This window comes from Pigmentiphaga sp. MLSB6-MA01 (assembly GCF_058793475.1).
Genome location: NZ_JBXAFV010000020.1, coordinates 88548 through 109933, shown reverse-complemented (window position 1 = coordinate 109933; position 21386 = coordinate 88548). Strand labels below are relative to the sequence as shown.

Annotated in this window: 18 protein-coding genes and 1 tRNA gene; 8 read left to right on the top strand and 11 right to left on the bottom strand. The window is 66.4% G+C overall.

The window, feature by feature from the left end; translation table 11 throughout:
- Nucleotides 1–53: 53 nt before the first annotated feature.
- The 3 genes from phoB (at nt 54) to serA (ending at nt 3495) form a co-directional block, all read left to right on the top strand.
- On the top strand, nt 54–749 hold the full coding sequence (gene phoB, locus AC1Q6E_RS26240) for a phosphate regulon transcriptional regulator PhoB (RefSeq protein WP_152793774.1): 696 nt from the start codon (nt 54–56) through the stop codon (nt 747–749).
- Nucleotides 750–890: 141 nt separating this feature from the next.
- The gene (gene phoR / locus AC1Q6E_RS26235; protein WP_152793775.1) at nt 891–2183 is read left to right on the top strand and encodes a phosphate regulon sensor histidine kinase PhoR; all 1293 of its coding nucleotides are present in this window, start codon (nt 891–893) and stop codon (nt 2181–2183) included.
- Nucleotides 2184–2295: 112 nt separating this feature from the next.
- A complete protein-coding gene (gene serA / locus AC1Q6E_RS26230) occupies nt 2296–3495 on the top strand; it encodes a phosphoglycerate dehydrogenase (RefSeq protein WP_492573826.1) in 1200 nt (399 codons plus the stop codon).
- Here the strand turns inward: serA and AC1Q6E_RS26225 are convergent.
- From AC1Q6E_RS26225 to AC1Q6E_RS26205, 5 genes are all read right to left on the bottom strand, one after another.
- Entirely contained in the window at nt 3490–3960 is a 471-nt protein-coding gene (locus AC1Q6E_RS26225; protein WP_152793777.1) for an HIT family protein, read from the bottom strand. The genes serA and AC1Q6E_RS26225 overlap by 6 nt on opposite strands.
- 19 nt (nt 3961–3979) lie before the next feature.
- On the bottom strand, nt 3980–4732 hold the full coding sequence (locus AC1Q6E_RS26220; protein WP_296558559.1) for a flagellar brake protein: 753 nt from the start codon (nt 4730–4732) through the stop codon (nt 3980–3982).
- Nucleotides 4733–4775: 43 nt separating this feature from the next.
- Nucleotides 4776–8705: a DUF3683 domain-containing protein gene (locus AC1Q6E_RS26215; protein WP_492573825.1), complete on the bottom strand. Its 3930-nt coding sequence runs from the start codon at nt 8703–8705 to the stop codon at nt 4776–4778.
- Between the two features lie 143 nt (nt 8706–8848).
- A complete protein-coding gene (locus AC1Q6E_RS26210) occupies nt 8849–9205 on the bottom strand; it encodes an arsenate reductase (RefSeq protein WP_296558563.1) in 357 nt (118 codons plus the stop codon).
- Between the two features lie 19 nt (nt 9206–9224).
- Nucleotides 9225–9785, bottom strand: coding sequence for a YqaA family protein (locus AC1Q6E_RS26205; protein WP_152793623.1), 561 nt, complete (start codon nt 9783–9785; stop codon nt 9225–9227).
- Between the two features lie 252 nt (nt 9786–10037).
- Here AC1Q6E_RS26205 and ilvA point away from each other — a divergent pair, with 252 nt between their 5' ends.
- Nucleotides 10038–11549 carry a threonine ammonia-lyase, biosynthetic gene (gene ilvA / locus AC1Q6E_RS26200; RefSeq protein ID WP_152793624.1) on the top strand — a complete coding sequence of 504 codons (1512 nt, stop codon included), beginning with the start codon at nt 10038–10040 and terminating at the stop codon, nt 11547–11549.
- Between the two features lie 7 nt (nt 11550–11556).
- Here the strand turns inward: ilvA and AC1Q6E_RS26195 are convergent, their stop codons facing one another.
- Nucleotides 11557–11967, bottom strand: a complete 411-nt coding sequence (locus tag AC1Q6E_RS26195; protein WP_152793625.1) for a DUF3830 family protein — start codon at nt 11965–11967, stop codon at nt 11557–11559.
- A gap of 107 nt (nt 11968–12074) precedes the next feature.
- Between AC1Q6E_RS26195 and AC1Q6E_RS26190 the strand changes: the two genes are divergently transcribed.
- Both AC1Q6E_RS26190 and AC1Q6E_RS26185 read left to right on the top strand, forming a co-directional pair.
- Complete coding sequence (locus AC1Q6E_RS26190; RefSeq protein WP_492573824.1) at nt 12075–13790, top strand: Hsp70 family protein; 1716 nt, start codon at nt 12075–12077, stop codon at nt 13788–13790.
- A gap of 2 nt (nt 13791–13792) precedes the next feature.
- Nucleotides 13793–15001 carry a TonB family protein gene (locus AC1Q6E_RS26185; RefSeq protein WP_492573823.1) on the top strand — a complete coding sequence of 403 codons (1209 nt, stop codon included), beginning with the start codon at nt 13793–13795 and terminating at the stop codon, nt 14999–15001.
- Nucleotides 15002–15027: 26 nt separating this feature from the next.
- Here the strand turns inward: AC1Q6E_RS26185 and AC1Q6E_RS26180 are convergent, their stop codons facing one another.
- Nucleotides 15028–15633: an LOG family protein gene (locus tag AC1Q6E_RS26180; RefSeq protein ID WP_492573822.1), complete on the bottom strand. Its 606-nt coding sequence runs from the start codon at nt 15631–15633 to the stop codon at nt 15028–15030.
- Between the two features lie 194 nt (nt 15634–15827).
- Here AC1Q6E_RS26180 and AC1Q6E_RS26175 point away from each other — a divergent pair, with 194 nt between their 5' ends.
- Nucleotides 15828–17231, top strand: a complete 1404-nt coding sequence (locus AC1Q6E_RS26175; protein WP_492573821.1) for an alkaline phosphatase PhoX — start codon at nt 15828–15830, stop codon at nt 17229–17231.
- Here AC1Q6E_RS26175 and AC1Q6E_RS26170 read toward each other — a convergent pair.
- Nucleotides 17191–17511 (bottom strand): helix-turn-helix domain-containing protein, encoded by a 321-nt coding sequence (locus tag AC1Q6E_RS26170; RefSeq protein ID WP_492573834.1) that lies wholly within the window; start codon nt 17509–17511, stop codon nt 17191–17193. The genes AC1Q6E_RS26175 and AC1Q6E_RS26170 overlap by 41 nt on opposite strands.
- A 252-nt stretch (nt 17512–17763) precedes the next feature.
- Here AC1Q6E_RS26170 and AC1Q6E_RS26165 point away from each other — a divergent pair.
- A tRNA-Met gene (locus AC1Q6E_RS26165) sits at nt 17764–17830 on the top strand.
- Nucleotides 17831–18322: 492 nt separating this feature from the next.
- Here AC1Q6E_RS26165 and AC1Q6E_RS26160 read toward each other — a convergent pair.
- The 3 genes from AC1Q6E_RS26160 to AC1Q6E_RS26150 are packed head-to-tail and all read right to left on the bottom strand — an operon-like array spanning nt 18323 to nt 21177.
- A complete protein-coding gene (locus AC1Q6E_RS26160; RefSeq protein ID WP_296559999.1) occupies nt 18323–19459 on the bottom strand; it encodes a deoxyguanosinetriphosphate triphosphohydrolase in 1137 nt (378 codons plus the stop codon).
- A gap of 30 nt (nt 19460–19489) precedes the next feature.
- A complete protein-coding gene (aroB, locus tag AC1Q6E_RS26155; protein WP_152793629.1) occupies nt 19490–20599 on the bottom strand; it encodes a 3-dehydroquinate synthase in 1110 nt (369 codons plus the stop codon).
- On the bottom strand, nt 20596–21177 hold the full coding sequence (locus tag AC1Q6E_RS26150) for a shikimate kinase (protein WP_492573833.1): 582 nt from the start codon (nt 21175–21177) through the stop codon (nt 20596–20598). Before AC1Q6E_RS26150 ends, aroB begins: the two co-directional genes overlap by 4 nt.
- Nucleotides 21178–21386: the final 209 nt, after the last annotated feature.

Genomic DNA, 21386 nt, shown 5'->3' with positions numbered 1-21386 from the left:
GAAACAATACCGCCATACTATGGACATGCTTCAGCAACCCATCCGGCATACCCATGTCCAGCACTATTCTAGTCGTCGAAGACGAACCGGCCATCCAGGAACTGGTGTCGGTCAACCTGTCCTTCGCGGGCCACAAGGTCCTGCGCGCGGCCGATGCCGAACAGGCCCAGACCTTGATCCGGGCGGAACTCCCCGACCTGATCCTGCTCGACTGGATGCTGCCCGGCACCTCGGGCGTGGCGCTGGCCCGCAAGCTGCGGACCGAGGAGCGCACCAAGGCCGTTCCCATCATCATGCTCACCGCCAAGGGCGCCGAGCAGGACAAGGTCGACGGCCTGGAGGCCGGCGCCGATGATTACATCACCAAGCCGTTCTCGCCCAAGGAGCTGATGGCCCGCATCAAGGCCGTCCTGCGGCGCCGCGCGCCCCAGCTCACCGACGACCTGATCGACGTCGCCGGGCTGCGGCTGGATCCGGTCACCCACCGGCTCAATGGCAACGGCATGACCCTGAACATCGGCCCCACCGAATTCCGGCTGCTGCATTTTTTCATGACCCACCCCGAGCGCGTATTCTCGCGTTCGCAACTGCTGGACCAGGTGTGGGGCGACCACGTCTTCGTCGAGGAGCGCACGGTCGACGTGCACATCCGGCGCCTGCGCAAGGCCCTGGAGCCCAGCAAGCACGACGGCCACGTGGAGACCGTGCGCGGCAGCGGCTACCGGTTCACCGCTCATCCTGTAGTCTGACCCCCCTACGCGCTGACGCGCGCCCCCCAGGGGGCGGCACGGGCGGACCGGCGGAGCCGGATCCGCCGTGCCCTGGAAAATTCACAAAAAACCATAAAAGACGGCAGGGTCCGGGCTCCGGGCAATGCGACAATTCGCTCCATGGTCTGGATACGCAACCTCATCGTCGTCCTCTTGTGGGCCGGCCTGGCGGCCCTTACACGGCCGATCACGGGCAGCTTCGGCTGGGCCGTCTTCAGTTTCGGCCTGGGTACGTTGCTGGTCTGGCATATCTGGCAACTCTCGCGCGTCACGCGCTGGACCACCGACCTGCAGCGGCCGCCGCCGCCCTCGGCCGGCTCATGGGACGAGGCCCTGGCCCGCATCTACCGGCACCTGCGCAACCAGGAACGCCAGCTCGCGATGCTGGAAGGGAACGTGCAGGGCTTCTTCGCCGCCGCCCAGGCGCTGCCCGACGGGCTGGTCACCCTGGACAAGGAATTCCACATCGACTGGTGCAACCGCATCGCGCGCCAGCACCTGGGCCTGCGCCTGCCGGCCGACCGCGGCCAGAACCTGCTGAACCTGGTGCGGGCCCCCGATTTCGTGACCTACGCACGCCAGGAGGACTGGCCCGCGCCACGGCTGGTACGCAGCCCCGGCGGCGGCGAGCGCCTGCTGATGGTGCAGCTCATCTCGTACAACAAGCACCAGCGCATGCTGCTGACGCGCGACGTGACGCAGATCGAGCGGCTGGAGACCACCCGCCGCGACTTCGTCGCCAACGTCTCGCACGAACTGCGCACGCCGCTCACGGTGCTGTCGGGCTTCCTGGAAACGCTGCGCGACCTGCCGACGGAGGCGCTGAGCGACGAACAGCGCGAACAGTACCTGAAGCTGATGCTGGACCAGGCGCAGCGCATGCAGGCCATCGTGGCCGACCTGCTGACCCTGTCCACCCTGGAATCGTCTCCCACCACCGACCCGCAGCCGGTGAACATGCCTGCCCTGATCGAGACAGCCCTGAGCCAGGCCCGCGCCCTGTCCGGCGGCCGCCACGAAATCGCCGGCGAGATCGATGGCGGCCTGGACATCCTGGGCACCGGCACGGAAATCTCGTCGGCCATCTCCAACCTGCTGATCAATGCCGTGCGCTACACACCCGAAGGCGGCCACATCACGGTGCGGTGGCGGCGCGAACCCGACGGCGATGCCCGCTATTCCGTCAAGGACACCGGCATCGGCATCGCCTCGCACCACCTGCCGCGCCTGACCGAGCGCTTCTACCGCGTGGACCGCAGCCGCTCGCGCGAATCGGGGGGCACTGGGCTGGGACTGGCGATCACCAAGCACATCGCCATGCGGCACGACGCCGAGCTGGAAATCGCCAGCGAGCTGGGACAGGGCAGCACGTTCGCCCTGCGTTTCCCCGAGTCGCGCATCGCGATGATCTGAGCGCCGCCGCGCGCGGACGCCTGAACCCCTGACGCCCGTAGGCTCAAGGCCATCCGCCGGCGGGCCTGGCGTTACCATAGGGACATCTGCATCACCGCCGGAGCGGCTTCCCATGGCACAAATCGTCTTGCTCGAGAACATCCATCCCAGCGCGGTCGAGGTCTTCGCCGCCGCGGGCTACAGCGACATCGCCACCCACGCCGGCGCCCTGCCGCCCGACGCGCTGCGCGATGCCCTGCGGGGCGCCAGCGTGGTCGGTATCCGCTCGCGCACCCACCTGGATGCGGGCATCATCGACAGCCTGCCCGACCTGCGCGTCATCGGCTGCTTCTGCATAGGCACCAACCAGGTCGACCTGGCCACCGCGCTGGAGCATGGCGTGCCGGTCTTCAACGCGCCGTTCTCCAACACGCGTTCGGTGGCCGAACTGGTGCTGGCCGAGGCCATCCTGCTGCTGCGCCGCATCCCCGAGAAGAACCTGCGCGTGCACCAGGGCCACTGGGACAAGAGCGCGACCGGCGCCTACGAGGCCCGCGGCAAGACCCTGGGCATCATCGGCTACGGCAACATCGGCTCGCAGGTCGGCATCCTGGCCGAGGCCCTCGGCATGCGCGTCATCTTCCACGACGTCGAAGCCAAGCTGCCCCTGGGCAACGCCCGCGCCTACCCCGACCTGTCCGCGCTGCTGGCCGAGGCCGACGTCGTCACCCTGCACGTGCCCGGCGGCCGCTCCACCGAGAACGTCATCAACGAGGCCACGCTGTCGCAGATGAAGCGCGGCGCCATCCTGATCAACGCCTCGCGCGGCACCGTGGTCGACATCGACGCGCTGCGGGCCGCGCTCGATGCCGGCCTGCTGCGCGGCGCGGCGCTGGACGTCTTCCCGGTCGAACCCAAGAGCGTGGACGAACCGCTCAAGAGCCCGCTCATCGGCCTGCCCAACGTCATCCTGACGCCGCACATCGGCGGCAGCACGGTCGAATCGCAGGAAAACATCGGCAAGGAAGTGGCCGAGAAACTCGTGCGCTTCATCCAGGGCGGCACGACCAAGGGCGCGGTCAACTTCCCCGAGCTGTCCCACCAGGACCTGGCGGGCACCTCGCGCATCCTGCACGTGCACCGCAACGAACCGGGGGCGCTGGCCATGCTCAACGCGGTCTTCGCCGAACGCAAGATCAACATCTGCAGCCAGCAGTTGCAGACCAAGGGTCCGATCGGCTATGTGCTGACCGACATCGGCAACCAGGCGGACGCGGCGCTGATGGACGCGTTGCGCGCGCTGCCGATGACGGTGCGCTGCGACCTGCTATAGCGCGGGCAGAAAACGCGCGGACAGGCGCTCCCGCAGGCGGCGGTGGAACTCCGGCACGCGCTGCGCCGCCGCCCGCGCCCGCTCGCGGAACGTGTCGGACTCGGCGCCGGGCGCCACCCGGGGCGCTGCCCAGAGTGCGTCCGGGAAATGGCGATCGCCGCGCCAGCGGGGAATGACATGCCAATGCAGGTGGGGCACCATGTTCCCCAGCGCGGCCAGGTTGACCTTGTCCGGTTGCATGTGGTCGCGCATGACGGCTTCGACCTCCAGCACCACCCGCATCATGTGCAGCCGGTCCTCGTCGTCGAGGTCGGTCATTTCCGCGACGTGGGTGCGCCATATGACGCGCACGTAGCCCGGGTAGTCCGCATCGTCGACGGCAATCACGCGCAGCCGGTCGTTGTGCCAGAGGGCCGGCGCGCCGTCGGCGGCGCAAAGGGGGCAGGAATCGGGAGAGGAACTCATTTCGGGAACACCTCGTTGGCTATGACGAACCGCCCTGGCGCAGATGCGCCTGGCTGATGAAGTGCTGCAAGGCCAGCAGGCCGTCCTCGTCCAGGCCATCCAGGGTGCAGCCCATGTGATGGCCCTGCCCCGGCTCCCGGCGCGGCGTGACGTGCATCACCTTCAGATCCACCCCCAGCCGTGTCGCCGGACCCAATACCAGCGTCGCGCGCGGCAGCCGCGCCCCCACCGGAAATCGCGGGCTGCCCGGCCGCAATAGCAATCCGACCCCGGTCATGCTGATATCGATGACTTCCAGCTCGATGGGGGAATCGGCCCGGCCCGTGCGCGCCCGCACCACCGGAACCGGGTGCGTGGCCGGGCGGACACGGAAGTACGAACGCCGCTGGAAACGATACAGCTCCAGCGGCAACAGGCAGGCCAGGCGGCTGCCTTCGGCGCCGGGCAGCCATTGCAGGTTCTGGACGCGGAACTGGATCTTGACGTGGTCCAGGTAGCCGACGGCCACCACCCACGGGGCAGCGAGCAGGCTACGCAGGCAGGCATCGCCGGCGGTGCCGAACAACCACAACAGACGCCTGCCACGGTCCACGCCGTCGATGGCCGACAGGCAGGACACCCCATCGGCGGCGGCCAGGGCCACGACTTCGGTCTGCTCGACCATGCGTCCAAGCAGCGTCAGGACCTCCAGCGGCTGGGAGATCCTGAAATCCTCGAGCGAGGCATCGCCGGCGGGCTCGGGCGTCAGCGGCAACAGCGGATGCTCTCTCATGGACAGCCCCTCCGTGCCCGCGCGCCCGCTCCCAAGGCCGGACCTACAACAGGACCCGCTCGATGCCGCCGTCGTTGGCGCGCCTGACGTAATCCTCCATCCATTGCTGCCCCAGTACGTGACGGGCGATCTCGACCACGATGTAGTCCGCGTCCAGGCTCGCGTCGTCGTTGTAGCGGCTGAGCCCCTGCAGGCACGACGGACAGGAGGTCAGCACCTTGACCTCGCCCTGGAAACCGTCGGCGCGCAGCTTGTCCGCGCCCTTGCGCAGTTCTTCTTCCTTGCGAAAGCGGATCTGCGTGGAAATGTCGGGACGGGTCACCGCCAGCGTCCCCGACTCGCCGCAGCAGCGATCGCTCTTGTCCACGCCCTCGCCCACCAGCGCCCGGACCGTCTTCATGGGATCCTGGAGCTTCATGGGCGTATGGCAGGGGTCGTGGTACATGTACCGCGCACCGGTCACGCCTTCAAGCTTGACGCCCTTTTCGAGCAGGTACTCGTGGATGTCGATCAGGCGGCACCCCGGGAAGATCTTCTCGAATTCGTAGCCGGCCAATTGGTCGTAGCAGGTGCCGCAACTGACCACCACCGTCTTGATGTCGAGGTAGTTGAGCGTGTTCGACATCCGGTGGAACAACACCCGGTTGTCGGTGATGATCTTCTGCGCCTTGTCGTCCATGCCGTTGCCGCGCTGCGGGTAGCCGCAGCACAGGTAGCCCGGCGGCAGCACGGTCTGCACGCCGGCATGCCACAGCATGGCCTGGGTCGCCAGGCCCACCTGCGAGAACAGGCGTTCCGAGCCGCAGCCCGGGAAATAGAAAACCGCCTCGGTATCGGCCGAGGTCGCGCGCGGATTGCGGATGATGGGGATGTACTTGGCGTCCTCGATGTCCAGCAGCTTGCGCGCGCCCTGCTTGGGCAGGTTGCCGGGCATCTTCTTGTTGACGAAGTGCACCACCTGCTCCCGCATGGGTGGCTTGCCCACCGAAGCGGGCGGATGCCCGGTCTGCTTGCGCGCGAACTTGGCCAGCACATCGTGGGCCAGGCGCTGGGCCTTGTAGCCGACGTCGACCATGACCTTGCGCGTGGCGTTGATGGTGCGCGGATCCTTCGCGTTCAGGAAGAACATCGCCGCGGCCGTGCCCGGATTGAACGACTTGCGGCCCATCCGGCGCAGCAGGCTGCGCATGTTCATGGACACGTCGCCGAAGTCGATGTCCACCGGACAGGGCTTCTCGCACTTGTGGCAGACCGTGCAGTGGTCGGCCACGTCCTCGAACTCTTCCCAATGCTTGATGCTGATGCCGCGCCGCGTCTGTTCTTCGTACAGGAAGGCCTCGACCAGCAGCGAGGTCGCCAGGATCTTGTTGCGCGGGGAATAGAGCAGGTTGGCGCGCGGCACGTGGGTCGCGCACACGGGCTTGCACTTGCCGCAGCGCAGGCAGTCCTTGATGGCGTGGGAAATGGCGCCGATGTCGCTCTGCTGCATGATCAGCGACTCGTGTCCCAGCAGGTTGAAGCTGGGCGTATAGGCATGCCGCAGGTCGCCGCCGGGCATCAGCTTGCCGGCGTTGAAGCGGTTGTGCGGATCGACGCGGCGCTTGTAGTCCTGGAACGGCGCCAGTTCGGCCTCGGACAGGAACTCGTACTTGGTGATGCCGATGCCGTGCTCGCCCGAGATCACCCCGTCCAGGTTGCGCGCGACGTCCATGATGCGCGCGACGGCCTCGTTGGCCTCCTGCAGCATCTCGTAGTTGTCGGAGTTGACGGGGATGTTGGTGTGCACGTTGCCGTCGCCCGCGTGCATGTGCAGCGCGACGAACACCCGGCCCTTGAGTTCCTTGTCGTGGATCTCCTGGGCCCGGACCAGGATGGGCGCGCAGGCCTGGCCGGAAAAGATGCGCGACAGCGGCGCCTTCAGCTCGGCCTTCCAGGACACGCGCACGGTACGGTCCTGCACCACGTCGAACACGCGGGCCGTGGGCTGGACCTGCAACCGTTCCTGCAAGGCCGGCAGCAGTTGGCCCAGCCCGATGCGGGCGAATTCGCCCAGCGTGTCGGCCAGCGGCAGATCCATGCTGCGCAGGATCCAGTTCCAGCGCTCGCGCACCGCCTCCAGCAGCTCCAGCGCCTGCACGGCGCGGTCGCCCAGGATTTCCTCGCGCGACAGCTTTTCGCCCTCGCCGTCCTCGCTCTTGCCCACCGGCAGCTCGCCGTCGAAGAACTCGGCCAGCCGGTCGATCAGCCGCAGCTTGTTGCGGGTCGACAGCTCGATGTTGATGCGCTCGATCTCGTCCGTGTACTCGCCCATGCGCGGCAGCGGGATCACCACGTCTTCGTTGATCTTGAAGGCGTTGGTGTGGCGCGCGATGGCGGCGGTGCGCGAACGGTCGAGCCAGAATTTCTTGCGGGCCTCGGCGCTGACCGCCACGAAGCCTTCCCCGTGGCGGGTATTGGCCAGCCGCACGACCTCGCTGGCGGCCACGGCCACGGCATCCTCGTCGTCGCCAACGATGTCGCCGATCAGGACCATCTTGGGCAGCGTGCCGCGCTTGCTCTTGGTGGCATAGCCCACCGCGCGCAGATAGCGCTCGTCCAGATGCTCCAGGCCGGCCAGGATGGCGCCGCGCGCCCGCCCTTCGCCGTCCAGGTAGCCCTTGACCTCGACGATGGACGGGATGGCGTCGCGGGCCTGCCCGAAGAACTCCATGCAGACCGTGCGCACGTGCCTGGGCATGCGGTGCAGCACCCAGCGCGCCGACGTGATCAGGCCGTCGGTGCCTTCCTTCTGCACGCCCGGCAGGCCGGCCAGGAACTTGTCGGTGACATCCTTGCCCAGGCCTTCCTTGCGGAACACGCGGCCCTGGATGTCCAGCGTCTCGGTGCGCAGCAGGCGCTCGCCCGGCTTGCCGGCGCCGTCGAACCACTTCAGCTCGAAGCGGGCCACCGGCACGTCGTGGATCTTGCCCAGGTTGTGTTCGAGACGCGTGACCTCCAGCCAGTTGCCCTCGGGGTCGACCATGCGCCACCAGGCCAGGTTGTCCAGCGCCGTGCCCCACAGCACCGCCTTCTTGCCGCCGGCGTTCATCGCGACGTTGCCGCCCACGCAGGACGCCTCGGCCGAGGTGGGATCGACGGCGAACACGAAACCGGCCTTGTCGGCCGCGTCGGCCACCCGCTTGGTGACCACGCCGGCGCCGGTGAACACCGTCGCGACCTCGCGGTCCACGCCGGGCAGCGGGCCGAGGGCGACTTCACCCAGGGTTTCGAGCTTCTCGGTGTTGATGACGGCGGACTTCCAGGTCAGCGGCACGGCGCCGCCCGTGTAGCCCGTGCCACCGCCGCGCGGGATGATGGTCAGGCCCAGTTCGATACAGCCGCGCACCAGCGCGGCGATCTCGTCCTCGCTGTCGGGCGTCAGCACCACGAACGGGAACTCCACCCGCCAGTCGGTGGCGTCGGTCACGTGCGAGACCCGGGACAGCCCGTCGAACTTGATGTTGTCGCGCGCCGTCGTGCGGCCCAGCACCTTCTGCACGCGGCGGCGCAGCTCGGCGGTCTCGTTGAATTCCTGCTCGAAGGCCCGCACGGCGCTGCGCGCCATGTCCAGCAGCCGCCCCACCTTGCCGTCGCGCTCGGCGTCGTCGGGCTCGCGCCGGCGCTCGACCTCGCGCAGCCGGTGGTTCAGCGCCTCGACCAGCAGGCCGCGGCGCTTGGGGTTGTCCAGCAGGTCATCCTGCAGATAGGGATTGCGGCGCACCACCCAGATGTCGCCCAGCACCTCGTACAGCATGCGCGCCGACCGACCGGTGCGGCGCTCGCCGCGCAGGTCGCACAGCATGTCCCAAGCCTGCGAGCCCAGCAGCCGCTGCACGATCTCCCGGTCGGAAAACGACGTGTAGTTGTAGGGAATCTCCCGCAGGCGGGTGGGGACATGCGCGGAAGCGAGGGTGGTGGGCAGAGGGGCGTTCATGGTGGGGGCTGGACTTCATCCCGAGGGTAGCCGACCATTCTAGCCCATTGCCCCGCCCCGTCGGTGGGACCGCCCCCCTTTCCCGACCCATGAAAAGGGTCATATCTCGCGGGAACTGCATCCAACGCGAGGGTATCCGGCCTTCAGCGCCCCAGCCGCTGCGTCCAGCCCGCCTCGGAGAACCCCACGCTGGCCACCCCATCCGCCGTCAGCAGGACCGGCCGCTTCACCAACGCCGGATGCTCCGCTACCAGCGCCAGCCACTGCGCCTCGCTGGCGGGCTGCTTGCGATCCTCGGGCAGGTTGCGCCAGGTCGTGGACGACCGGTTCACCAGCTTATCCCACCCCCCCACCTGTCCCGCCCAGTCCCGCAGCGCGTCCGCGCCCACCGGATGCTCGCGATAATCGATGAAATCGGCCTCCAGCCCCTGGGAAGCCAGCCATTTACGCGCCTTGCGGCAGGTATCGCAATTGTTCAGTCCGTAGACCCGCGTCGTCATATTCCAGATCCTGTTCTTGCTACTTGTCGGGAAACACCCACAGCAGGGCGGCGGTCATCGTGGCGTAGCGCCCGAACTTGCCGATGGCCATGTAGACCACGCAGGCCCGGAAATCCAGCCTCAGCCACCCCGCCACCGCGCACAGCGGATCCCCCACCAGGGGCACCCACGACAGCAGCAGCGTCTTGGCGCCATACCGCTCTATCCAGGCGTGGGCATAGGCGTGCCAGCGATCCTTGCGCGTGGGTTCATGCTCCTCGTCCTCGCCCGGCTCCACGTCATGCCCATGGGGATGCCGCGCCTCGCGCCGCGCCTTGATGCGCTCCACCGCCCGCTTGGCGCCCATCCCCATCCAATAGCTGATCATCCCGCCCACGGTATTGCCCGCCGTGGCCACCAGCACCGCCACCCAGAACATCTGCGGCGCCAGCTTCACGTAGCCAAACACCGCCGGCTCGGACCCCATGGGTAGCAGCGTGGCCGACACCAGGCTGACCAGGAAAACGGCCGACAGCCCCACTTCGGGCAGGGCCAGCGCGTGGAGCAGCCAGTGAACGGAGGATTCCAGCCATTGATGCATGGCGAGGAGTTTAGCCGAGAGGAAGCCCTCCTACGCGCTGCGCGCGCCCGGTGTGGCGGGCCTCCAGCCGCTACGCGGCAGCCCCCCCGGAGCCGGCGCCCGCGGGGGCGGCGCTGGCGGCCCCGCCGGGCCGGATCCGCGGCGCCCCGGGGTAAAAACCGGACCCGACGATTCCGCCTGCGCAGCCCCCTTGGGTCATCTGTGTCACACTAAAGGGTTACGTTTTTTTCCACCAACCCCTGACGCAGCATCATGGCTACCGACTATCTCAAGCGCATTCTCACCGCCAAAGTCTACGACGTCGCGATCGAGTCCCACCTCGACGCCGCTCCCCAGATTTCGGCGCGAATTGCGAACACGGTGCTGCTCAAAAGAGAAGACACCCAGCCCGTCTTCAGCTTCAAACTCCGCGGCGCCTATAACAAGATGGCCAACCTGCCGCCCAAGGCGCTCGAACGCGGCGTCATCGCCGCCTCGGCCGGCAACCACGCCCAGGGCGTGGCGCTGGCCGCCCAGCGCATGGGCTGCCGGGCCGTCATCGTCATGCCCGTGACCACCCCCCAGCTCAAGATCGACGCCGTCCTCGCCCGCAACGCCGAGGTCGTCCTGCACGGCGAAAGCTTCACCGACGCCTACAACCACGCCAAGCAGCTCGAAGCGAAAGAGAAACTCACCTTCGTCCACCCCTTCGACGACCCCGACGTCATCGCCGGCCAGGGCACCATAGGCATGGAAATCCTGCGCCAGCACCCCGGCCCCATCGATGCCATTTTCGTGGCCATCGGCGGCGGCGGACTCATCTCCGGCGTGGCGGCCTACGTCAAGCAGCTGCGCCCCGAGATCCGCATCATCGGCGTGCAGACCGTCGACTCCGACGCCATGGTCCAGAGCGTGAAAAAAGGCCGCCGCGTCACCCTGCCCGACGTCGGCCTCTTCTCGGACGGCACCGCCGTCAAACTGGTGGGCGAGGAAACCTACCGCCTCACGCGCAAGTACGTCGACGACTTCGTGGTCGTCGACACTGACGCCATCTGCGCGGCGATCAAAGACGTGTTCGAGGAAACCCGCAGCGTGCTGGAGCCCGCGGGCGCGCTGGCCCTGGCCGGCCTCAAGAAGTACGCCGCCCAGCACCGCCTGAAGGGCAAGACCCTGGTGGCCATCGCCTGCGGCGCCAACATGAACTTCGACCGGCTGCGCTTCGTGGCCGAGCGCGCCGACGTGGGTGAAGCGCGCGAAGCCGTGTTCGCGGTGACCATGCCCGAAGAACGCGGCAGCTTCCGCCGCTTCTGCGAACTGGTCGGCAACCGCAACGTGACCGAGTTCAACTACCGGATGGCCGACTCCGAACAGGCCCACGTCTTCGTGGGCCTGCAAACGTCATCGGCGGGCGAATCGACGAAGATCGCCGCCAACTTCCGGCGCCACGGCTTCACCGCCATCGACCTCACGCACGACGAACTGGCCAAGACCCACCTGCGCCACATGATCGGCGGCAGCGGCCCCCAGGCCAACCACGAACAGTTGTATCGCTTCGAATTCCCGGAGCGGCCCGGCGCGCTGATGCGCTTCCTGAACTCCATGTCGCCCAACTGGAACATCAGCCTGTTCCATTACCGCAACCAGGGCGGCGACTACGGACAGATCGTCGTGGGCCTGCAAGTGCCGCCGTCCGACAAGAAGGCCTTCGCGGCCTTCCTGGCGGAACTGGGCTACCGGAACTGGGACGAATCGGAGAACCCGGCCTACAAGCTGTTCCTGCGATAGGCCGCCGTCAAGCCAGCTCGAAAACGATATCCTGCGCGCCTTCCCACAGCGTCTTCACGCCCAGGGCGCGCAGGTTCTCCTTGCCCTCGACCACGGTCAGGAAATGGTTCCCCGCCAGCTGGCCCAGCTTGCTGGCGAACATGCAGCTGCCATAGGCCAGGATGATCTCGGTCTCGCTGTAGCCGCCCGGATAGAACAGGATGTCCCCCACCGACGGATGGCTGGTGTGGTTCTCGAACCCCACGCCGAGCTTGAACTCGCCCAGCGGAATCCAGCAGCCCTCGCCGCTCCAGCGCACGTGGATGATCTTCTGCTTGTAGGGCAGCAGCTTCAGGAAGGCGGCCACGGTCTGGGGGGCGTCCGGGTTGGTCTCGGCGATGAATTCGTATTCGGCGGCGCGTATGCGGATTCTGGTCATGGCGATAGGTGAGCGAATTGTCTTCCGGCCACAACGCCGGCAACAAGGGCAGGGAACGCAACGATATATTACGAAGTTCGATCCGCCAACCCTGATCAAGCCATCTCATGATAATAGGAATCGACCTCGGAACCACGAACAGTCTTGCAGCGGCATGGCGAGATGGCGGCCCGGTCCTCATCCCCAACTCCCTTGGTGAAACACTGACCCCCTCCTGCGTCAGCATCGACGATGACGGCTCCGTGCTGGTGGGATTGAGCGCGCGGGAGCGCCTGCAGACCCATCCCGCGCGTAGCGCGGCGCTTTTCAAGCGCCACATGGGAAGTGACAAGCGGCTGACCCTGGCAGGCCGCGACTATCGGCCGGAAGAGCTGTCCTCGTTGGTCTTGCGCGCGCTGAAGGCCGACGCCGAATCCTTTCTGCAAGAAGAAATCACCGAAGCCATCATTACCGTTCCCGCCTATTTCTCGGACTTGCAACGCAAGGCCACCCGTACAGCCGGCGAACTGGCCGGCCTGCGGGTCGAGCGCCTGATCAACGAACCCACCGCGGCGGCCCTCGCCCATGGGATACACGAACGCTCCGAATCACAATTCCTGGTCTTCGACCTGGGCGGCGGCACGTTCGATGTCTCCATCCTGGAACTGTTCGAAGGCGTCATGGAAGTCCGGGCCACGGCGGGAGACAACTTCCTCGGCGGAGAAGATTTCAACGCCGGCCTGATCGCCTGGTTCATCGAACAGAGCGAACTGCCCCCTGCCGCGCGGCAAGACCCTCGGCTCATCCAGCAACTGGCGGCGCAAGTGGAGCTCGCCAAACGCCGGCTGTCGACCGAAACAAACGCCACCATCGGAATCCGATGGAAGGATCTCGACTATCGCCTCGACCTGGACGAAGCCAAGCTGCGCTCGCTGTCCGAACCCCTGCTTGAACGGCTCAGGACACCGCTCGAACGTGCCCTTCGAGACGCCGACATCCGGGCGGCCGACATCGACCAGGTGATCCTCGCCGGCGGCGCAACCCGCTCGCCGATGATACGCAACCTCGTCACGCGCATGTTCGGCCGCTTTCCATCCGCTACCCAGAACCCGGACGAGATCGTCGCGGCCGGCGCCGCGGTGATGGCGGGCCTCAAGATGCGGGACATCGCCCTGCGCGAAGTCGTCATGACCGATGTCTGCCCCTACACCATGGGCGTGGAAACATCTCGGCAACTCAGCAACGGCACCCACGTCGCGGGCCAGTTCTCGCCTATCATCGAACGCAACACCGTCGTTCCGGTCAGCCGTGTGGAGACCTACTTTCCTACCAACGACGGCCAGGCGGACGTAAACCTGCAGATCTACCAGGGCGAATCGCGCCTGGTACACGACAACATCCATCTAGGCACCCTCAATGTCCCCCTCCCCTCGAAAAAACGAGAGGAAGGTGGACTGGATGTCCGCTTCACCTACGATGTCAACGGCTTGCTGGAGATCGAGGCCACTACCCATCTCGACCAGGCGCAACATCGCATGGTCATCGACAGCCGCCACAGTTCGATGACTGACGCGGATATCCAGCGCCGGCTGGCGGAACTGGCAGAGCTGAAGATCCACCCACGGGAGAAGGCTGAAAACAGAGCCTTGCTGGCGAGCGCGGAGCGCCTGTACCAGATGACCAGAGGCGATTCGCGCGATCTCATCGCAAACGAAATCGCCTTGTTCGAAGAAGCCCTACGCACCCAGGACGAGAGAACGCTCAAGCATGCCCGATCGCGCCTGCGGGCGCTCGTCCGGCACATGGACTCAGGCAGCGTCTTTGACCCGTCATTCGACGAGTGACCATGATGACCCATGAAATGTTTTCGCGTCTGGGCATCCCCGCCACCGATGATATCCGTGCCATCAAACGGGCCTACGCAACCGCGCTGAAGAGCATCGACCAACAAACCCAGCAGGCCGAGTTCGAAGCGCTCAGGAGAGCTTATGAAGCGGCGCTGGAACGGGCGAGTCGCCCTGCACCGCAAGCACTGGCGGAGAACGGCGGGCTTCAACCCGAGCCCGCCGCGCCGCCGGATGCCCTCCCGGCCGCGGCCCCCAGCGCCCATCGAGCAGCAGCGCTCGACCATTGGGGCGCCATGCTTTTCCACGCGACGCCGGGCCAAGCCTCCGGCATCCTCGACCAAGCCTTGAACGACCCAAATCTCGATAGCCTGGATGGCCGCACGGATGTCATGCAACTGGGCATGGCGGTCCTGCGCCATCACCCTGCCGAACGCGCAGAAATTTTCGAAGCACTTGCCCAACGTTTTCAGTGGCACCTGGCGGGCCAGCCGATACCCTGGGACCCAGCAGCCTCGGCCTGGATAGAACGCGTCCTCGTTCAAGAAGCAGCGTGGGCGACGCAGCCGATTGCGCAGCGGAAACCTCAAAAGCAGGCACTCGACGCGGCACGCAGCAGGGCAACTCCCAGCCGCCATGCGGCGCTACGCCACTACCCCACGCTGGCCACCCTCCACGAACATTTTCCGGATTGGCTGCTGCTTCGCGTCGACGCACCCTCCTTGCAAGCGTGGCAGAAGCGTTTTGCCGGCATTCCCGCTTACTGGCACCGAGGATGGCACGCCGCCCAGTGGGGCGTGAAGTACAAATGGGGAGTCCTCGGTGTGTGTCTTTTTGCTGTGTCACTGGCTATCAACAACGACACGCCGGCCCCCTCCCCCACCAAACGGTCAGAGCTCGCCACACCGCGTATTCTATCCAAGACATCGACCCCTGAATGGGAGGTCGAAATCACCGGCGTCCCACCGATATACCCGCTTGAAGCCAAACGCCAGCGCATTGTCGGCAGAACGCTGATCGGGATCCAGATCGATAGCGACGGGCGCTTGGCATGGGCGAAAATAGACCAGACCTCAGGTTCCGAGCTGCTCGATCACGCCGCCCTTGCGGCAGCCATCCAGATCAAGCCTCGCGTGTACCGTGGCCAACTCCCCGTGCGAACGCGAATTCCCATCGAATTCAGCCTTAGCAGCCCGACAAAGCACGACTGACTCGTTCGCAACGGCAGCGAAGGGGATCAGGCGGGGCCGGGCTCATCGAGCCACTTCGTCACAGTCGGCGCCTTCCAGCCGGCCAACCCGTCGAGCAACGCGGCCGGATCCGCCTCGATGACGATCATGTCGCGGTGCGCTTCCTTCATGAAGCCTTCCTGCACGGCATGGGTCAACATGGCGCGCATGGGTTCATAAAAACCGCGCACGTTCAGCACGCCGCAGGCCTTGATGTGGTCGCCCAACTGGGTCAGCGTGGCAGCCTCGAACAATTCCTCGTAGGTCCCCAGGCCGCCGGGCATGGCGATGAAAGCGTCCGCCAACTCGGCCATACGGGCCTTGCGGGCGCGCATGTCGAGTACGATTTCGTGCGCGCTGAGGCGAGGATGCAAATGGCCGTGATTGAACAGCCGCTGATTGATGATGCCCACCGCCCGGCCACCCGCCGCCAGCACCGTATCCGCCATGATGCCCATCAGGCCCTTGTGGGTGCCGCCATAGACCAGCGTCAGCCCGCGGGCCGCGATCTGCGCGCCCAATTCCCGCGCGGCTTGGGCGTACTCGTCCGAGAAACCGAAATTCGAGCCGCAGAAAACCGCGACCCTGCCCAGAGCAACCGCTGTAGTGTCCATGCAAAAGATCCCCATCGCCGGCACGCCTGGTCGACCGCAAGGCCTTCGACTCCCCGGTGCCGAAGGGTCAAAGTGTAAACGCAATGCCGGCCGGCACACCGGGCCCGCCGCCGGAGTCACCACCATGTAACGCGAAGCACGCAGGATGGCAGCGCTCCGCACCCGAGCCTTCTTCCATCCGTATTCCGAGAACAATGACCGAACACACCTATCCCGTCATCCCCCTGGACTTCTCCTTGCGCCGAGCCTTCCTGCTCAAGACCTTCCGCACCGCCGGCGCGGTCAGCCTGACGGGCTTCCTGGCCGCCTGTGGCGGCGACGGCGACGACTCCGTGAACCCCGCGCCGGTCGACCCCAAGCCCCCCGTTGACCCCGAACCGCCAGTCGAGAAGTTCAACCCCTTCGCCCAATTCACCGCGCTCCAGCCCGCCGACGCCAACGGCGTGATGCTGCCCAAAGGCTTCTCCTCGCGCATCGTCGCCCGCAGCGGCAAGGCGCCGGTCAGCGGCGGCAGCTTCCTGTGGCATGCCGCGCCCGACGGCGGCGCCTGTTATGCCTCCGACGACGGCGGCTGGATCTACGTCAGCAACGCGGAAATGATCGCCCCGCTGGGCGGCGTCAGTGCGCTCAAGTTCGACAAGACCGGCAAGGTCGCCGACGCCTATCCCATCCTGAAAAGCACCTCGGGCAACTGCGCCGGCGGCCCCACCCCCTGGAACACCTGGCTGTCGTGCGAAGAATTCGAACTGACCCAGCAGATCGCCGGCATGGTCTGGGAATGCGATCCCTACCACCCCTGGTCCGACGCCAACCCGCCGCGCGCCTGGCCCGCCCTGGGCAGGTACGCGCATGAAGCGGTCTGCGTGGACCCGTCCAACCGCATGCTGTACCTGACCGAGGACGCCAGCGGCGGACGGATCTACCGCTACGTCTGCGACGCCACCGACTGGCCCGCCGGCGCCGAGCGCCCCGTCAAGTTCGAGTCCGGCCAGTTGCAAGTACTGCGCATCGACGCCCTGCCCCGCGACGCCGACTCTTCCGACGCGGCCTACGCGAACCTCATCGGCTTCGGCAAGACCCCGGTTTCCGTGACCTGGGAACCCGTGGCCTTTCCCGACCAGGGCCAGAAGAACATCCGCGACACCCTGCGCAAAGGCGGCATACTGCCCCCCGGCAACTACTTCCAGAAAGCCGAAGGCATCTGGTTCTTCAACGGCATCGTCTTCTTCGTCACGTCCCGCAACAGCCGCATCTGGGCCTACGACACCGCCCATCGCACCCTCGAAGTCATCTTCGACGGCAAGCTGGGCCCGGCCGAGACCCACAGCATCGACGAACCGGACAACATCACCATCACCTCGTTCGGCGAAATGCTGGTAGCCGAAGACGCGGGCAACCTGGAAATCGGCGTGCTGCGCGACGACGGCACGTCGCAGGCGGTGATGCGGCTGGTCGGCCACGACGACAGCGAGATCACCGGTCCCGCGGTGTCGCCCGACGGCACCCGCCTCTACTTCAGCTCGCAGCGCGGCACCACGGGCAAGTCGGAGGAAGGGATCACGTTCGAGGTGTTGTTGCCGACAAAGCTGGTGGGGTAGGGTCGCGGGGGACGGGCGTGGGCAGCCTTTGCATTGGCACGGCGGAGGGGCTCGTGTGCTGCCCCGCCATCCGGTCATCAAGCTGATCGAGCGAAATCCCGAGTGCCTGGGCAATGTGGACGAGGGTCGCCTGACGCGGCCGGGCATCAGGACCTTCCATATTCGCGCAGGTCGGTTGCCGCACATCAAGGCGCGCCGCCATTTCCGCCCGGGTGATACCAAGGCACTCCCGCCACGCACGGATCAGGCTCCATCTATTCTTGACCTGAAGGCTGACCACTTCATGAGGCACCGCCTCCCCCGCAGGGATGCGCGGCTCATTGCCAGCCAGCGCGATGTATTCGTCGTAGGGAAGCACAACGAAGGCCGGCCGTCGCCAGTGTCCATGATGGTGTGGTTCGTGCTCACCGTGTTTGCCGCCAAGCTATTGCCGGGATGGGGTTTCAGTCCATCTGGCCATCGCACTGCTTCGCCTCTTGCACTTCGACCATTCGGATTTCGTGATCCGCGTCGAACAGCACACCTTTGTAGAGTCACGCAGCAGGTAGCGCGCCGGGTTCATGCCCCGGAGATCGACGGTTCGAGCCAGTCCCTCGACTTATCCCCGCTTACGCGGGGAACACCATGCCCACCGCGCGGCATCCATTGCCAGGGCCGGTTCATCCCCGCTTACGCGGGGAACACTGCCTGATGAGACATCGATCACGTTCGAAATTCGGTTCATCCCCGTTTACGCGGGGAACACGACGTGGAGGCACTGCGTCGCACCGCCGCAAACGGTTCATCCCCGCTTACGCGGGGAACACATGATGTCCTGGTCGATCTTGCGGTTCATCACCGGTTCATCCCCGCTCCCGCGGGGAACACACCAAATATAAGTGACTGTTTTAAAAAGAAAAAATCAGCCCCTTGAAATCCACCAACTTTTTAAAGAACCAATCCACCAGAAAAACAAACCGTTTTTTGCCTGCCCATCATAGCCAACCAAACTGTCAGCCACGACAAGTTGCAGGCTCTGGACGCCATACATGAACACAGGCTTCCCCGCATGTCGGAACACGACCGCCTAACCACCCGCGGGCGCTCCTCCCCTACTCGTCCGCCACCAAAAACAACCGCCGGTGCTCTTTGATGGCATACCGGTCGGTCATCCCCGCGATGTAGTCCGCGATCGCGCGCGGCTGGTCCACGTTGGCCCGTGCCTGGTACTGCGGCGGCAACAGGCGCGGGTCTTCGAGGAAGGCAATGAACAGGTCGCGCAGCACGCGCTTGGCCTTGGTGGTCATGCGCAGCACGCGGTAGTGGCGATACAGGTTGTCGCGCAGGAACACCTTGAGTTCCTCGGCCTCGGCCTTTACGTCGGGGCTGAAGCCCGCCAGGGGCGGTGCGCGGCGCACGTCGTCGATGGACGCGGGCTGGTGCCCGGCGATGCGGGCCGCCGTGGTTTCGGTCAGGTCGATGATCAGGGTGTTGATCATGCGCCGCACGGTCTCGGTGATGGCGCGCCGCTCGGGCAGGTCCGGGTAGCGCTGCACGACTTCGGCATGATGGCGGCCGAAGATGCCGACCTGCCGCATCTGTTCGAGGGAGACCAGGCCCGAGCGCAGGCCGTCGTCGATGTCGTGGTTGTTGTAGGCGATCTCGTCCGACAGGTTGGTCAGTTGCGCCTCCAGCGACGGCTGGGTGCGGTTCAGGAAGCGCTCGCCCACGTCGCCCAGGCGGGCCGCCCGGGTCAGCGAGCAATGCTTGAGGATGCCCTCGCGCGTCTCGAAGCACAGGTTCAGGCCGTTGAAGTCGCCGTAGCGTTCCTCCAGTTCGTCCACCACGCGCAGGCTTTGCAGGTTGTGCTCGAAGCCGCCGGCCTCGGGCGCGAATTCCTGCATGCAGGCGTGCAGCACGTCCTGACCGGCATGGCCGAAGGGGGTATGGCCAAGGTCATGGGCCAGCGAAATGGCCTCGACCAGGTCCTCGTTCAAGCCCAGGTTCCGCGCGATGGAGCGGGCGATCTGCGCCACCTCCAGGCTATGCGTGAGCCGGGTGCGGAACAGGTCTCCCTCGTGGTTCACGAAGACCTGGGTCTTGTACTCCAGCCGCCGGAAAGCGTTGGAATGGATGATGCGATCGCGGTCGCGCTGGAATTCGGAGCGCCCCTGGGGCGGGGTTTCGGGGTGGCGCCGGCCGCGGGTGGCGGCCGGGTCGGCGGCGTACGGAGCGAGGACTTGCGGCATGAACGTCGGGGCTCCTCCGGAGTTGGGGGGTCAGGCGAGTGTGGCTGGCTGCTCGCCCGCGGTCCTGGCGACGGTCCGGTCCAGGACCTGCCGGACCAGTCCGGCCTCGGCCGGGGACCTTACCGCTTCCCCCAGCCTGGGCAGGAGGATGAAGCGGATCTGGCCGGCTTCGGTCTTTTTGTCGCCCTGCATCAGGTCGAACCAGCGGTCGGCGCCGAGGTCGGGCGCGTATACCGGACAGCCGATGGCGAGCACCAGGCCGCGGATGCGTTCGGCGTCGGCCTGCGGCAGCCCGGAAGCGCGCGCGGACAGCTCGGCCGCCTGCACCATGCCGCAGCCGACGGCCTCGCCATGCAGCCAGGCGCCGAAGCCCAGCCCGGCCTCGATGGCGTGGGCGAAGGTGTGGCCGAAGTTCAGGATGGCGCGCAGGCCGGTTTCCCGTTCGTCCTGCGAGACGACGTAGGCCTTGAGCTCGCACGAGCGGGCGATGGCGAGGGCCAGCGCGCCCGGCTCCAGCGCGCGCAGGTCCTGGGCATGGGCCTCGCACCAGGCGAAGAAATCAGCGTCCAGGATGGCGCCATACTTGATGACCTCGGCCAACCCGGCCGACACTTCGCGCGCGGGCAGCGTGGACAGCACGTCGGTGTCGATTTCCACCGCGATCGGCTGGTAGAACGCGCCGATCATGTTCTTGCCGATGGGATGGTTGACGGCGGTCTTGCCGCCCACCGACGAATCGACCTGGGACAGCAGCGTGGTCGGCACCTGGATGAAGCGGATGCCGCGCATGTAGACCGCGGCCGCGAAGCCGGCGATGTCGCCGATCACGCCGCCGCCCAGCGCGACGATGACGGCCTTGCGGTCGCAGTGCCGGGCCAGCATGGCGTCGAAGATCAGGTTCAGGGTCTGCCAGTCCTTGTATTGCTCGCCATCGGGCAGTTCGATGCGCAGGATGGGCCGGCCGGTGGCCGCCAGGGCCTGTTCGGCACGCTCGGCGTACAGCGCCGCCACGGTGGGGTTGGTGACCACGACCAGGGTGGTGGCGTCGGCCGGCACGGCCTCGGCCAGGCGATCGAGACGGCCGGGGGCGATCCGTATGGGATAGCTCCCGCCCGGCGTCTCGACACGGACTTCTTTCATAGACACTCCAGCGGAGGCAGGTCGGCCGGCGGCCGGACCTGCTTGTTGCAGGTTGCGAGCATGGGCAGGATGCGGCCGACCAGCCGTGCCACCGACACCTTGCCCGTGTCGACGACGAGGTCGGCGATTTCCTCGTACAGCGGTTCGCGCTGGCGCAGCAGCTCGGTGATGCGGCCCAGCGGGTCGGCCGTCTGCAAAAGCGGCCGATTGCGGTCGTAGCGGGTGCGCTGGTAGAGCTCCTCGGCCTTGGCCCGCAGGTAGACGACCGTACCGCGTTGCTGCAGCATGCGGCGGTTGTCCCCGGCCAGCACGGCACCGCCCCCGGTGGCCAGGACCACCCCGGAAATCCGGCTGCACTCATCCAGCGCGTGGGTTTCGCGGCGCCGGAAGCCGCTTTCGCCTTCCAGCTCGAAAATGGTGGGGACCCGGACCCCGCAGCGCTCTTCCAGCACCTGGTCCACGTCCAGGAACTGGCGCGACAGCGCCCGGGCCAGGCCGCGGCCGATCGTGGTTTTACCCGCCCCCATCATGCCGACGAGAAACACGGGCGGCACGAATGGCGTGCCCGCCGGCCCCATGGCGGCGGCCGCGCATGAATCGCAAGAGACCTGATCCACTAGCTCGTGAGGCCGAAGCCACAAAAAATCGATATAAGATGCATTATCCCGCAAGAGGGCCGGAAGCGGAAAATCCGGCCCCGGCGCCCGGCACACCAACTGTTACAGGAACGCCCTGGCCGCCGGGCAGTCTATAAGCCGATCCGTTTCTATGTTCCTATAATGGGTCT